The sequence below is a fragment of the Dialister invisus DSM 15470 genome (assembly GCF_000160055.1).
GTDB classification, from domain to species: Bacteria; Bacillota; Negativicutes; order Veillonellales; family Dialisteraceae; genus Dialister; species Dialister invisus.
Genome location: NZ_GG698602.1, coordinates 1,362,498 through 1,376,235, shown reverse-complemented (window position 1 = coordinate 1,376,235; position 13,738 = coordinate 1,362,498). Strand labels below are relative to the sequence as shown.

Annotated in this window: 15 protein-coding genes; 8 read left to right on the top strand and 7 right to left on the bottom strand. The window is 49.9% G+C overall.

What is annotated here, in order from left to right:
- Positions 1-43 precede the first annotated feature (43 nt).
- The 3 genes from GCWU000321_RS06805 to GCWU000321_RS06795 all read right to left on the bottom strand — a co-directional run bounded on the left by GCWU000321_RS06805 (position 44) and on the right by GCWU000321_RS06795 (position 3,471).
- Entirely contained in the window at positions 44-523 is a 480-nt protein-coding gene (locus tag GCWU000321_RS06805; protein ID WP_007070428.1) for a dihydrofolate reductase, read from the bottom strand.
- The gene (locus tag GCWU000321_RS06800) at positions 520-1,314 is read right to left on the bottom strand and encodes a thymidylate synthase (protein ID WP_007070427.1); all 795 of its coding nucleotides are present in this window, start codon (positions 1,312-1,314) and stop codon (positions 520-522) included. Before GCWU000321_RS06800 ends, GCWU000321_RS06805 begins: the two co-directional genes overlap by 4 nt.
- A 495-nt stretch (positions 1,315-1,809) precedes the next feature.
- Positions 1,810-3,471: a WG repeat-containing protein gene (locus GCWU000321_RS06795; protein ID WP_007070424.1), complete on the bottom strand. Its 1,662-nt coding sequence runs from the start codon at positions 3,469-3,471 to the stop codon at positions 1,810-1,812.
- A 376-nt stretch (positions 3,472-3,847) separates the two neighbouring features.
- Here GCWU000321_RS06795 and GCWU000321_RS09620 point away from each other — a divergent pair, with 376 nt between their 5' ends.
- Positions 3,848-4,186 carry a hypothetical protein gene (locus tag GCWU000321_RS09620; protein WP_007070422.1) on the top strand — a complete coding sequence of 113 codons (339 nt, stop codon included), beginning with the start codon at positions 3,848-3,850 and terminating at the stop codon, positions 4,184-4,186.
- On the opposite strand, the gene GCWU000321_RS06790 is transcribed toward GCWU000321_RS09620, so the two are convergent.
- The 4 genes from GCWU000321_RS06790 to mnmE all read right to left on the bottom strand — a co-directional run bounded on the left by GCWU000321_RS06790 (position 4,177) and on the right by mnmE (position 8,040).
- Positions 4,177-4,872 (bottom strand): ABC transporter ATP-binding protein, encoded by a 696-nt coding sequence (locus GCWU000321_RS06790; protein WP_007070421.1) that lies wholly within the window; start codon positions 4,870-4,872, stop codon positions 4,177-4,179. The genes GCWU000321_RS09620 and GCWU000321_RS06790 overlap by 10 nt on opposite strands.
- On the bottom strand, positions 4,873-6,075 hold the full coding sequence (locus GCWU000321_RS06785) for an ABC transporter permease (protein WP_007070420.1): 1,203 nt from the start codon (positions 6,073-6,075) through the stop codon (positions 4,873-4,875).
- Positions 6,065-6,484, bottom strand: coding sequence for a DUF4418 family protein (locus GCWU000321_RS06780; RefSeq protein ID WP_007070419.1), 420 nt, complete (start codon positions 6,482-6,484; stop codon positions 6,065-6,067). Before GCWU000321_RS06780 ends, GCWU000321_RS06785 begins: the two co-directional genes overlap by 11 nt.
- Positions 6,485-6,660: 176 nt before the next feature.
- Complete coding sequence (gene mnmE / locus GCWU000321_RS06775) at positions 6,661-8,040, bottom strand: tRNA uridine-5-carboxymethylaminomethyl(34) synthesis GTPase MnmE (RefSeq protein WP_040381995.1); 1,380 nt, start codon at positions 8,038-8,040, stop codon at positions 6,661-6,663.
- Between the two features lie 437 nt (positions 8,041-8,477).
- Here mnmE and udp point away from each other — a divergent pair, with 437 nt between their 5' ends.
- From udp to GCWU000321_RS06740, 7 genes are all read left to right on the top strand, one after another.
- Positions 8,478-9,290 carry a uridine phosphorylase gene (udp, locus tag GCWU000321_RS06770; RefSeq protein ID WP_007070417.1) on the top strand — a complete coding sequence of 271 codons (813 nt, stop codon included), beginning with the start codon at positions 8,478-8,480 and terminating at the stop codon, positions 9,288-9,290.
- 95 nt (positions 9,291-9,385) lie between these two features.
- A complete protein-coding gene (locus tag GCWU000321_RS06765) occupies positions 9,386-9,778 on the top strand; it encodes a Fur family transcriptional regulator (protein ID WP_007070416.1) in 393 nt (130 codons plus the stop codon).
- Between the two features lie 73 nt (positions 9,779-9,851).
- Positions 9,852-10,166 carry a hypothetical protein gene (locus GCWU000321_RS09615; RefSeq protein ID WP_007070415.1) on the top strand — a complete coding sequence of 105 codons (315 nt, stop codon included), beginning with the start codon at positions 9,852-9,854 and terminating at the stop codon, positions 10,164-10,166.
- A gap of 49 nt (positions 10,167-10,215) precedes the next feature.
- Entirely contained in the window at positions 10,216-11,283 is a 1,068-nt protein-coding gene (locus tag GCWU000321_RS06755; RefSeq protein ID WP_007070414.1) for a metal ABC transporter substrate-binding protein, read from the top strand.
- Entirely contained in the window at positions 11,283-11,990 is a 708-nt protein-coding gene (locus GCWU000321_RS06750; RefSeq protein ID WP_007070413.1) for a metal ABC transporter ATP-binding protein, read from the top strand. The genes GCWU000321_RS06755 and GCWU000321_RS06750 overlap by 1 nt, the downstream gene beginning before the upstream one ends.
- Positions 11,987-12,808, top strand: a complete 822-nt coding sequence (locus tag GCWU000321_RS06745) for a metal ABC transporter permease (RefSeq protein WP_007070412.1) — start codon at positions 11,987-11,989, stop codon at positions 12,806-12,808. Before GCWU000321_RS06750 ends, GCWU000321_RS06745 begins: the two co-directional genes overlap by 4 nt.
- The gene (locus GCWU000321_RS06740) at positions 12,809-13,480 is read left to right on the top strand and encodes an energy transducer TonB (protein WP_007070411.1); all 672 of its coding nucleotides are present in this window, start codon (positions 12,809-12,811) and stop codon (positions 13,478-13,480) included.
- The last annotated feature ends 258 nt before the right edge of the window (positions 13,481-13,738 follow it).

The following is a 13,738-nucleotide window of genomic DNA, read 5'->3' as shown; positions in this document are numbered from 1 at the left end:
AACCACTCTTGATCAAATTTATATCTTTCCGCTGCCGCAGCGCTTATCCCCTCACTCTTTCATAAGTGACAAAGCGATGGACCGGATCTCCCTTCCCCATGACAGATTCCGTCTCTTTCCATTCTTCTTTGCGGAAAGAAGGAAATACCGCGTCGCCGTCATACTCTTTTTCTATTTCCGTGATATACATTTTATCTGCATAGGGAAACATGGCTTCGTACGTCTTTTCCCCGCCGATGATAAAGTTCTCCCCTTCAGGAAGAGCAGAGAGCAATTCTTTTACAGTGTGGAACACATAAACCCCTTCCGGCACGCTGTATGCCCTGTTTCCTGTCAGTACATAATGGACACGGCCGGGAAGCATTTTCGGCAGACTCTCAAAGGTCTTTCTTCCCATGATGATGGGGCGTCCCATCGTGCGGGATTTAAATATTTTCAAATCGTCCGGCAAATGCCAGATGAGTTTATTATCATTACCGATGACACCGTTCGCCGCGCGGGCAACGATGATGGACAGGCTCATACGGAAACCTCCATGGCAATCTTTTCATGGTGCTTATAATTTTCCAGCACGATATCCTCCGGCTTGAAGTCGTAGAAATCATGAACATCGGGATTCAGTTTCAGGACAGGCGCGTCGTAAGCCTTCGGCAGACGGGCCAGCTGTGTCTTCATAGCATCCACGTGGTTTCTATATACATGGGCATTATTGATAACATGCGTAAAAAGTCCGACGCGGAGTCCGCTCACCTGGGCAATCATGTGGACAAGAGCCGCGTACTGCGCCATATTAAAAGGAACGCCAAGACCCATATCCCCCGAGCGCTGGACGAGCATACAATTTAAGCGGCCGTCGTCGGAAACATCCCACATCGTAAGAAACGCACAGGGATACAGCGCCATATCGGGCAGATCCTTCACATTCCACAGATCTACCACCATACGGCGGCTTTGAGGATCTTTTTTCAACGTTTCCAGAAGCGTATCCACCTGATGATACTTGCCGAGCTGGTAGCCGTAAGCCTTTCCGATGGTGCCGTCTTCCTGCATCCATTCATCCCACACATGGCAGTTCCACTGCTGGAGAAGACGCACATCATTGGACTGTTTCTGCCATATCCAAAGGATTTCTTTCACCGATGTCTTGAATGCTACAAATTTGGTGGTCAGGATCGGAAACTCCTTTTCCAAATCAAACTGCATGATCTGGTGCGGCAGTTTATACGCCGGCATCCCCGTGCGGTTATCGCCTAAGCTCCCTGCGTCCAGTATATTCTTTATAATTCCAAGGTATTGTGTATCTGCCCGGCTCATGCGTCCTCCCTGATTTTTCCATTGCAAATTTATTTTTATTATACCATGTCATTTACGGACGGCGTGAAGAATTTTCCAAGACTCCCAAATGGAGGAAGTGATCCTATCGGCTTTCTCACCACAATAGCAGATCCTTCACGTTCGTTCAGGATGACGATTAACGTTTTATACAAGGATCATATCATAAAAGAATATTTAGCTTGCAGCTGACAGCTCACAGCTGATAGCTTTTATCTTCTTACCGCTTTTCTCACCACGGGTATAGATCCTTCACGTTTGTTTAGGATAACGATTAACATCTCCCTCATTATAGCGCCTTACCGTATCCCGTCATTCAGAGCGGAAGTAAGAATGCTGTATGAGAAAACAGGGAGACGGCTATGTCATACGGAGCGAAGAATCTATTACTCTGATGACACCTTACCGTTTCCCTCACTATGACGCCTTGCCGTCCGCTGTCATTCTGACAAACATTCTTTATATAAAGTTATTTTTCTATAATATATCGAGATCCTGATAAACAGGCTGTACAAGCCATTTTCCGGAAGCGCCCATGATTCCCCACTTTCCCTTGGCTTTCACTGCGCTGTATCCGTGGCTGAACGGGCGTGCCTCTTCAATAAGGCCTTCTTTATCGGCAAACAGGATTTGTCCCTGGTCATTGATGACCTCGTAATTGCTGCTTCCCTGGTGCACCCATGTCAGCCGGTCATGAAGGAAAGGATCGATCGTCATGTCGGTAGATACGGAAAATACAGAATACCCTGTTCTCATATTGTATAAGCTGCGGACCCCATTTTTCTCCACAACCAGACGGTCGGAACCGGCAAAGGTGATACCATCATACCGGAAAGGAATCACCTGCTGTCCCGTTTCCACACTGAAAATCCCGCTTTTTCCGGTCTTTCCGTCTTTCAATACCAAAAGACCGTTAATCTCGTCCAGATCACCTACATCATAATCTCCCGGACGGATAACGTACTCTCCTTTCCGATTTACAAAGCCGGTTTTCCCGTCATTTTTAATGACTGTACCATACCAGGTCATGGGCCATACTTTATCATTCTTGCTGTCAATGACGATATTTCCGTCACGGTCTATGTAACCGCGCTTGGCTCCGTCATAGGTAAAACCGCCAAGACCGATGCCGTTATAGCCGAATCCTCCGTATATCAGGCCGCCGGTCACAAAGCCCAGCAGACTGCCCACATTGAAGCCCCCTACTTTACGGCGGTACTCGGCCAAACCGCCTTCATACGCATACATTTGATTGGACGGCGCCTGGAACAGTTCCCTGCCACTGCCGTCAACAGCAACGATTTTCCCTTTCTCATTCTTCACGAAAGCACGGTCTTCACTGAACTCGGCAATCACATCCTTATACCGCGGCGAGATGACCACCTTCCCCATGCCGTCTTTGAAACCGTATTTCCCTTTTTCTTTAAAGGACGTATAGCCGTCGCTGTCATAATACTCCCGGCTGTCTTCCTGCCCGGCAGCATCCGTCCTGCTCCGGCGGTCCGATTCATCGGCGGCCTCCGGTGTCAACTGTTCGCCTGTTTTGGAAATGAACCGGGTGGTTTTCTTATCCACCATGACATGAATCACACCGGTGCGGTCATTCACATCCAGGATTTCCTTATAAGCAGGAGCAATCAGCTCTTTCCCGTCTGTGCCAAGAATACCCCACTTGCCGCCGGATTTGCATTTTGCCAGGATCCCCTGCTCTATAATCCTATCATTTTGGAAAGTCATTCCTGCCCATGTCCCAATCGACTTGGGAACGTTTCGGTTAGGTACCACAAGCGGCGCCAGGAGCTCATTCAGCACCACGCCGGACTCATACTGATATTCCACCTTCTCATTAAATGCCCGGTCTCCCGTATGAGGCAATCCCATACGTTCCATTTGCCGGCGCTGTTCCGCGGCCATATTCCGAATCGCATCACTGTCCTTTGTCTCACTGGAAACCGTTGTGCGCGATTCTGTCCGCCGGACACGCTCGGCAATCGTTCCATTCCTGTCCACTGTCGTCCGCGTCTCACTGCGGCTTTCCGCCGTTGTGCTTTCCGCCTGCACAAAACCCCCGCCGGACATAACAGCGCCGAAACACACTAATGCCGTCAAAATGTATCTTTTCTTCAATCCGCCACACATACGATGAGTCCTCCTTCAACACATCTATTTCTCAATAAACATATTATACAAAAACTCCTCTTTTCCCGCATCACAAATGATTTAAATCGTAAAAGAATATTAGCTTGCAGCTGACAGCTAACAGCTAACAGCTGATAGCTTTTATCGCCTTGCCGCTTTCCCCACCACGGGTACAGATTCTTCGCTGGCGCTCAGAATGACGTTTAATGTTCTCTGTCATTATGATGCTTAGCGTCCCTCCGTCATTATGATGCCTTACCGCTTCCCTCACCACGGGTATAGATCCTTCACGTTTGTTTAGGATAACGTTTAATATTCCCTGTCATTATGATGCCTTACCGTATCCCGTCATTCAGAGCGGAAGTAAGAATGCTGTATGAGAAAGCAGGGAAGCGGAACAGTGGAACAGAGCGAAGAATCTATTACTCTGATGACACCTTCCCGTTTCCCTCACCACGGCAGCAGATTCTTTGCTATCGCTCTGGGCAATGTCTTTCGGTCTTCGTCATCATGCCGTTTTCTGTTCCCCATTGATAATGACGCGCTTTCCCAAAATCGTCATTCTGAACGGAGGCAAGAATACTGTGGTAGAAAGACAGGAAACGGGATGGTGACGCAGAGTGAAGAAGCTATTACTCTAATGACGTTTTACCGTCTTATACAAGGATCATATCGTAAAAGAATATTTAGCTATCAGCTGACAGCTCACAGCTGATAGCTTTTATCTTCATCATCGGCCTTCCTCAGAACGCCTTCTTTCATAATGTAGTGGGAATCGGCATAAGGCAGCATATCCATCTCGTGGGTGACGACAAAAACCGTTTTCCCGCTGTCCGCCGCCCGGCGGAGGAGCTTTGCAACGATATCCGTATTCTCTTCATCAAGGTCAGAAGTCGGCTCGTCGGCAAGAAGGATCCCTGTGCCCTGAAAGAGCGCTCTCGCGATGGCCACGCGGCGCAGCTCGCCGCCGGAAAGTTCAGAGGGATACGCGTCTTTCAGCAGTTCGATCCCCAATTCTCTCATGAGCGGCAGAATGTCTTTCTCTTCTTTCTTTCCATAGATATTCCGGGCCAGACGGATATTTTCTTCCGCCGTCAGGCTGTAAATCGCTCCGCCGCCCTGGGGAATGACGGCGATATTTTCATTTCTGAACTTTGACAATTCACCGTCCGCCATGCGATACAAATCTTTTCCTCCCGCCAGCACGTAGCCCGATGTCGGCTGAAGCAGCCCTGCAAGGATATGGAGGAGCGTGGATTTCCCGCTTCCCGATTTTCCTGTAATGACGGCAAATTCTCCGCTCTCCACCACCAGATCGGTTCCGGAAAGGGCATAAGTGAACCGTGCTTTTTTCGGATCCGTTTGGTATTGTTTCGTTACCTGTTCCGCTTCCAGACGCATTTATTCACCCTCCCTTAAAATCGTTGCAGGATCGACACGAGACAGGCGCAGCACAGCATATGCCGATGCCGCGGGGCCCGCCAGGCAGATGACCGCCATCGCGGCAAACGCCAGCCATCCCGTTTCCCTGATCCCGGGAAGAAGGAAGGGCAGTTTCAGTCCCGTTTCAATAAGCCCGCTGAAAGGAATCACCACAAGGAGTCCCATGATCACGCCTGCCGCGCCGCCGGAAACGCTCAGGATAAGAGTTTCTTTCAATAAAATCCCTGCCAGTTTTCTTCGTGACGTTCCCATCACGCGGAGCAGGGCAAATTCTTTTTTCCTTTCTCCCACAAGGACGGAGAAGGAAACGACCAGAACGATGAACACCATCACCCAGACCGCCGCGAAAAGAAGGGTGATCGTTTTTGAAACCCCTGAAAGGCTGCCCGCTATTTCGGAAAGCATATCTTTCATCTGGACCGCCTTCACACGGCGTACACGGAGATTGATATTTTCCGTCACTTTTTTAATGTCATAACCGTCTTTTACTTTGATGTAAACGGAAGAAATAACATTTTCCACATCGCCTTCAAAGAGCGGATTCAGCCCCATCTTCGACGACGCCTCGATGAGCGTCCGTATGGTCTCCGCTTTCGTATAGACCGCGGTATCAAGCCCCGTACCGGTCGCCGCCAGTTTCGCTACGATGCGGCAGTCTTTATTGTAAAAACGGATTGTATCCCCCACGTCCGCATTGACCGCCGAGCCTACCACCACATCGCCATGGGCAAGTTCTCTGCCGTAGCTTTCGCGGATCCACGGCTGGATAATAAAATCCGTTTCCGGTTCAAACCCGATAATCTGCACCGGAACAGAGCAGCATGAAGCGGAAAGGGACGCGAGAAATATCTGGGGTGACACCTTTTCCACGCCTTCGATATGGGAAATCAGCACCATCTTTTCCCGTTCCATGTAAAAATAGCCCGGTGTCCCGTCCAGTATCATCGTTTTAGGATCTACTTTCCGTTTTGCTGTATTCGGTACGACGATAATGTCCGCGCCAAGACGATTTTCCAATGTTTCCAGACCGTTCTGAAGGCTCACGACTGTCATGGATCCGGCAAAAATGACAAAGGAAAGGAAAAAGGTAAGCACGAGGAGAGCCGCCGTCCGCAGCGGCCTGCGGGACAGATTCCTCCAGGGCAGCCGGTTAAGATCCATGGGCAGCCTCTTTCTTCACGACGCGGCGCCGGAAAAAGAAATCACCCAGCGCCGCCGCGATCATCAATACCCCCATAATCAGAACAAAAGGCTCCATGACCGTATGGCAGCGCATATGGTTTTTTATACAAAGCGGAATAAGGCGGTTGGGAATAAACATCAAAAGGGCGGCATCGGCAATGACTGCCAGATCTAAGCCCAATTTCATACCGTCATTTTTAAAGGCCAGATGAAGCAGCGAAAGAACCACAAGCACGATCCCCACGCCGAGAACCGCCTGCCCCGCCCAATGGCACACCATAAATCTGCCGTCCGGCATAACAGGGCATGGTCCCGCCACCGTCTGCTCCCCGATGACAAAAAGAAGGCTCAAGATAAGCAGAATGAACCCTCCCGCATATTTTCTCATTTATAAGCACCCCGTTTCAGGTAAAATATGATAATGATAGATGTTTTCATTATTACCATAAGAAAAAATAAAAGTCAATGTAAAAAGCGGCAGCCCGCCGGAAAACGCCCGGCAGCTCCGCCGCCTTATCCAAACATATCCGATTGATTCTCTGCCCCATGATTTATGGAAGTACTTTATTTTCCCACGCAAAAGCGGCTGAAAATGGAATGGATCAGTTCATCATCCATAGTATCGCCCGTGATTTCCCCCATCGTTTTCCAGGCTTCTGTAAGATCGATGACGATGAAGTCCGCCTGAAGGCCTTCACGGACGGACGCTCTCGCGCGGAGAACATTGTCCAGCGCTTTCCGTACCAATTCCACGTGGCGAAGATTGGTCAGGAAGAGAATACGACCCGCGTCGGTATCCTGTTTTTCGGTAATCTTCCGCAGCTCTTCCCGCAGTTCGTCCATCCCGCTCCCGTAACGGGCAGAAAGAGAAACGACAGGAACATGTCCCGCGATTTCCCATATATCTTCCGCCTTGACTTCCGGCGTGAGGTCATATTTATTTAAAATGACAATCGCCTTTTTTCCGACGAGGCTGTGAAGAATCTCTTTGTCTTCCTCATCCAGAGGCGACGAACCGTCAATGACCGCAAGAATGAGATCTGCTTTTTCCATGGATGCCCGCGCCCGTTCGATCCCGATCTGTTCCACTTTATTGTCTGTTTCCCGCAAACCAGCGGTATCCATAAGAAGGAGGGAAACTCCCGATATGCGAACCGCCTCTTCAATGGTGTCCCGCGTCGTGCCTGGCACATCGGTGACAATCGCCCGTTCTTCCTGCAGAAGGGCATTCAGCAGGGATGATTTCCCCGCGTTCGGTCTCCCGATAATCGCGGTGCGGAGTCCTTCCCTGATAACCCGTCCCTCTTCGGACCGTTTCAGAAGCGCCGACAGGGATTTGTCAATTTTCTCCAAAGCATCCCCTGTTTCTTCCATGGTAAGGTCTTCCAGATCTTCTTCGGGATAGTCGATGGTCACTTCCAATTTCGTAATGAGGTCTTTGAGTTCTTCCATGACCCCGTGGACAAAACCGGAAAGCGCGCCGGACAGATGGCTTTCCGCCTGGGTAAGTGCCGCTTCCCCTTTCGCGCTGATAATGTCCATGACGGCTTCCGCCTGCGCCAGATCAAGACGGCCGTTCAAAAAAGCCCGTTTGGTAAATTCGCCGCGCATGGCGGGAACTGCGCCGCTGCGCAAAGCAAGGGCCAGTGTTTCCCGGAGCGCCTCCGCCGAGCCGTGGATCTGGATTTCCACCACGTCTTCTCCCGTGTAGGAATGAGGGGCTTTCATGTACACCGCAAGACCTTCGTCAATCCTCTTTTCGCCGTCCGTCACATGGCCGAAATACATCATGTACGGTACGGCTTCCTTAAACGTTTTAATTTTTCCCGTATGAAATATTTTGTCCGCGATCTCCGCCGCGGAAACGCCGCTCAGGCGGATGATGCCGATTCCCCCTTCGCCGGGTGCAGTAGCAATGGCGGCAATCGTTGTTTCTTCGTACATACTCTGCTCCTTCATGAAATAAAGGGTATTTTTTCCATTGTACCATACATCCCCCTCTGCATCGAAAACGATAGACACAGAATAGTGCGGTGAAACAGAAAAGCATTTTCTCCCACTGCTACGGATGCTCTTTTTTATCGGCTGATAAAAATGTCACTAACGGTAAAACGTCATCCTGAACGAATGTGAAAGTCTATTACAGTAATGAGGGGAGACGGTAAGAAGATAAAAGCTATCAGCTATCAGCTATCAGCTGTGAGCTGTCAGCTGCAAGCTAACTATTCTTTTACGATTTAAATTATTACGACAAGCAAGTACCTCAATCGCACTATGTGTGCCAGCGTCACCTTTCAAACCTTATAATTATTTTTCTTATTTTATATGCCTGATGAGTGCTATAATAGAAAAAAGCACAGGTTTTATGAAAGGAGTACCCTGTGAAAAATTACGCTGGTCCCGCAGAAATCATGTACCACACGGGGCTTTCTGCCGGCATGATCCGCGGCGCGAAATACGCCCTTCTCCCAGGCGATCCGGGCCGTGTGGAAGGCCTTGCCAAAGCGCTGGATAGAAATGCCCTCTTCATCGCCTCGCACCGGGATTATACCTCATGGCTCGCCCGGATAGAAAACGCGCCTGTCCTTGTCATGTCCACCGGCATGGGCGGCCCCTGCGTCACCTTTGCCGTAGAAGAGCTGGCCCGCCTCGGCGCGGAAACATTCATCCGCGTCGGCACGACAGGCTCCATTCAGGAGGATCTGCATCTGGGCGATGTGGTCATCAATACGGCATCGGTCCGCATGGACGGCGCTTCCCGCGCATACGCCCCCATCGAATTTCCTGCAGCAGCTGACATGGATACTGTCCTTGCGCTCCGCGAAGCGGCAGAGGAATCGGGCATCCCTTTCAAAACGGGGATTTCCATCAGCACCGACAGCTTCTGGCCGGGACAGGAACGGTATGACAGCTTCGGCGGCTATGTATTGAAACGGCTGCAAGGTTCTCTGGAAGATTTCCAGCATCTGGGATGCACAAATTATGAGATGGAAAACGCCACCCTTTTTACACTTTGTGCCGTGCTGGGACTGAAAGCCGCTTCCATCTGCGGCGTCGTCGCCAAACGGACGGACAGCGAATCCGTCGCTCCTCATGAGGCTTATGAAAAAGCGGAAAAACGCTTCCAAAAGGTGGTGAAGAGGGCACTGGAAAAAATGATTTCCCATTCCCGATCCGGCGAAAATATTTCTTAAAAAATTCTTTTTCCATTCCGTTATTTATTTGACATTCGTTTCCACTGTGTTATAATAATTTGCGAGAAAATCGCATATTTAGAAAGTGTGCTCCCATGTATATGACCGAACAGAGAAAAAAATTATTTGAATTTTTCCAAAGCCACCCTGACATGACCATTTCCGCGCGGGACCTGGCGGCGCAGCTTGTTGCGGAAGAGCACGCGAAAATCAGCGTCAGCGCAGTGTACCGGAATCTCGCCATGCTGGAGCGGGAAGGCCTTATTCTCCGATCGCCGGGCAAGAACAACCGGGAAAATGTGTACCGCTATGTCTCATCGGAAACCTGTGATGACAAGCTTCACATCACCTGCCTGAAATGCGGCCGGACGACCCATATGACACAGAAAATTTCCGATAAACTGCTCCGGGACGTCCTCCGCGGCGACAAGTTTGACATTGATTTATCAAAAACGACGGTTTACGGCGTCTGCAAAGACTGCCGCTGAGAAACTTTACGGGACTGCGCACCGCCTTTAAAACGTGCGCTTTTTTATTTTCCATCATTAAAAAGGAGGAATCATGGCATACCGCAGAAAACTGGCAGCGCTCTTCATCAGTGCTGCTTTCGTTCTTACTTTGGCTCTATCCTTCTTTTTCATTGCAAAAGAACTGTCCCATGACCACGGCCATGGCAGCGATCCCTGCCCGATCTGCGAAAAGATCGATTTGTGCCTCCGGACGCTTTCCGTCTGTTCGTCTGTCACGATCCCGGCGGACAATGGAGGATCTGTTTCCATCCCCCATCTTTTTTCCGCCGTTCTTTCCCTTTCCGCCGTTTCTCTTCTCACCGTTTCCTCCACGCTGGTCACCCTCCGTGTCAAGCTCACCGATTAAACCCGGCGCTTGCATTTTTATTTCCATTGTATTAGTTAGGAGGATTTCCATGAAAAAAATAATTGCCTGCCTGATGGCGTGCTTCGCCGTCTTTGCTTTTGCCGCCTGTTCATTAAACAAGAGCGGCACTCCCGATTCCAAGGGGAAAGAACCTTTGAAAATCATCTGTACCAATTTCGCCTCTTACGACTTTGTCCGCCAGATTGTCGGCGATAAAGCAGAGGTCACGATGCTTCTCAAACCGGGCGCGGAAGCCCACAGTTATGAACCGTCTCCGAAAGACATCCAGGCCATCGGCAAGAGCGATCTTTTCGTTTACACCGGCGGCGACTCCGATGAATGGGTGGACGGCATGTTAAGCTCCATAGACAAGAGCAAGCTCAAAACACTCAAAATGATGGATACCGTCAAACTGTATGAAGAAGAAATGTCTGAAGGCATGCAGGAAGAAGAACATGAACACCATCACGACGACAAAGATCACCATGATGAAGATAAGGACCATCACCACGATGACAAGGACAGCCATGATAAAGAGCATCATCATGATGACAAGGAGCACCACCACCATGACGGCGAAGAAGGCCCTGAAATGGATGAGCATGTCTGGACCTCTCCCGCCAACGCTATCCAGATCGTAAAAGCCCTCACCGAAACCATTTCCGGTCTCGACAAGGACAATGCCCAGACTTATCAGAAAAACGCTGAGGCTTACATTGCGAAACTGGAAAAACTGGATAAGGATTTCCATGACGTCATTGATCACGCGAAGAGAAAAGAAATCATCGTCGGTGACCGTTTCCCCTTCCTTTATTTCGCCAAAGAATTCGGCCTGACCTACTACGCCGCTTTCCCCGGCTGCTCCACCGATACGGAAGCCAATCCGGCAACTATTGCTTTTCTCGTGGATAAGGTGAAGGAAGACCATATTCCCGTCGTATTCCACATCGAGATGTCCAATGAACAGATGAGCAAAGCCATCGCGGAAGCCACAGGCGCAAAAAATGAGCTTCTGAACGCCGTCCACAACGTAAGCGATGAAGAATTCAAAAAAGGCGTAACTTATATTGACCTCATGAACCATAATGTGAAAGTTCTCAAGGAGGCGCTCAACTGATGAGTCTGCTTACATGCCGCCATCTTTCCGTATCTTATGATGGAAAAGCGGTTCTTTCCGACCTGAATTTCTCCGTCGATGAAGGGGACTACCTTGGAATCGTTGGTGAAAACGGCGCAGGAAAAAGCACACTGGTGAAAGCGCTTCTGCGCCTGAAAAAAATATCGGGCGGGGAAATCGTAACTGCCGACGGCTTCAAGCCTACGGAAATCGGATACCTTCCCCAGCAGACCCCCGTGCAGAAAGATTTTCCCGCCAGTGTCTGGGAAGTCGTCCTTTCAGGCCGTCTGAACCGCTGCGGCATGTATCCTTTTTATCGAAAATCGGATAAAGAAGACGCGGAAGAAAAAATGGAAATGCTCGGCATCGCCGATCTGAAGAAACGGTGCTACCGCGATCTTTCAGGCGGCCAGCAGCAGCGTGTACTCCTTGCGCGGGCACTCTGCGCCACGGGAAAACTCCTGCTCCTGGACGAGCCGGTGACCGGCCTTGATCCCATCATGACCGGTGAGCTTTACCATATTTTCAAGGACTGCATAGAGAAGTACGGCGTCACTGTCATCATGGTTTCCCACGATATCCGCGGCACACTGGGACAGGCAAACCGTATTCTCCACCTGTCCGGCGGGACACAGCAGTTCTTCGGGACGACGGAAGAGTATCTCAGAAGCCCCGTGGGGCAGAGATTTGCAGGAGGCGGGCTATGATGGATATCTTTATTGAAATGATCAGCTATCCCTTCATGGTGCGTGCCATCATTGTGGGCTGCCTTGTTTCCCTCTGCGCTTCCCTCTTAGGAACCAGCCTTGTACTGAAACGGTACTCCATGATCGGCGACGGACTCTCCCATGTGGGATTTGCCGCCCTCGCCATCGCTTATGCTTTCCACGCAGAGCCCCTCACCATTTCCATCCCTGCCTGCATCGCCGCCGCCTTTTTCCTTCTCCAGCTGAAAGACAGCGCGAAGATCAAAGGCGACTCTGCCACGGCTCTTCTCTGCAGCGGCGCTCTTGCCATCGGCGTCATGACGATTTCCTTAAGTACGGGAATGAATACCGACGTGTGCAACTACATGTTCGGCAGCATCCTTGCCATGAGCGCCAATGACGTGCGCCTTTCCGTCATCCTCGGCATCTCCGTCGTGCTCCTTTTCATTTTGTTTTATAACCGTATATTTGCAGTCACCTTTGATGAACCGTTCGCCTCCGCCACCGGCACACGGACAAGGCTCTATAATATGATCATCGCCTTTCTCACAGCCATCACGATCGTCCTTGGCATGCGCATGATGGGCGCGCTCCTTATTTCCAGCCTGATCGTATTCCCTTCGCTCACCGCGATGCAGCTCTGCCGGCAGTTCAAGACGACGATCATCCTCTCCTCCGTTTTCTCCGTGGCCACATTCATGGCAGGACTCACCATCTCCTACATGGGCTCGATTCCCACAGGAGCATCTATCGTCGTCACTGACATTGTCCTCCTCTTTATCGCCGCGGGCATACGAAAAATGAAAGAAGGCTTTTGAATGAGAAAAGAAATATGGCTTCTCTGCCTGCCGCTTCTTCTCTTAGGCGGCTGCGGCACACAGGAAAAAGCGCAGGATCCGCCGCAGATCATTACCAGGAAAACCGTGCAGGAAGCAAAAAAAGCGGAAACTCCTCCGGAGGCCAAGGAAACACCGGCGCCGGCAGAAACACCGGAGCCGGCTCCGCAGAAAGAAGAACAGCCGGCGCCTAAACCGGCTGCTCCTGAAGGGAAAAAATCGAAGTATCCTGTCTTTGAATATCCCTACAATCTGGAAACGGACCGGCAAAACTTTGATTACAACAACATAGACATCGTCGTCGGCGATAAGCGGTATATGACACAGATCAACGACTGGTTCATGAACTTCCGCGACTACAAAGACAAAACTGTCCTCATCGAAGGCTATTTTATTTCCATCAACGGCCACTACTTCGTAGGAAGAAACGGCCCCACCTGTCCTTACTGTACAGGCGGCTATGTGGATTTTGAATTTACCTCTGACGGCGACTTCACCGGCTATGAAGACGGCGTCACATGGATCAAAGTGTATGGCATCCTCCGCGAAGCCACTGTCCATCTGAACGACCATCTCACCGCCCCCTTCTACCATCTGGAAGCGGTAAAAGTGGAAAAAATGGATCAGCCGGGAATCGGAACCATCACAGATTAAAAGAAAAAGTAAGGTAGGAAATTCTGTTTTCCCCTTACTTTTTTATTTTTATATATTTTAAAATTGTAATTCATGGAACGGCATATAGAAATCAGAAATAGAAAACCTTTTTGTTAAAATCGTTTTGGACAAAAACATAACCACAGAAGCATCCCTTATGAAAGCAATTACAACAGAAGAAAACCCCGGATAAAATATTAAATTTTTTGATGGATGTTACAAATTATTGATTATCCGGACAATCTTAACTCTGCAAAT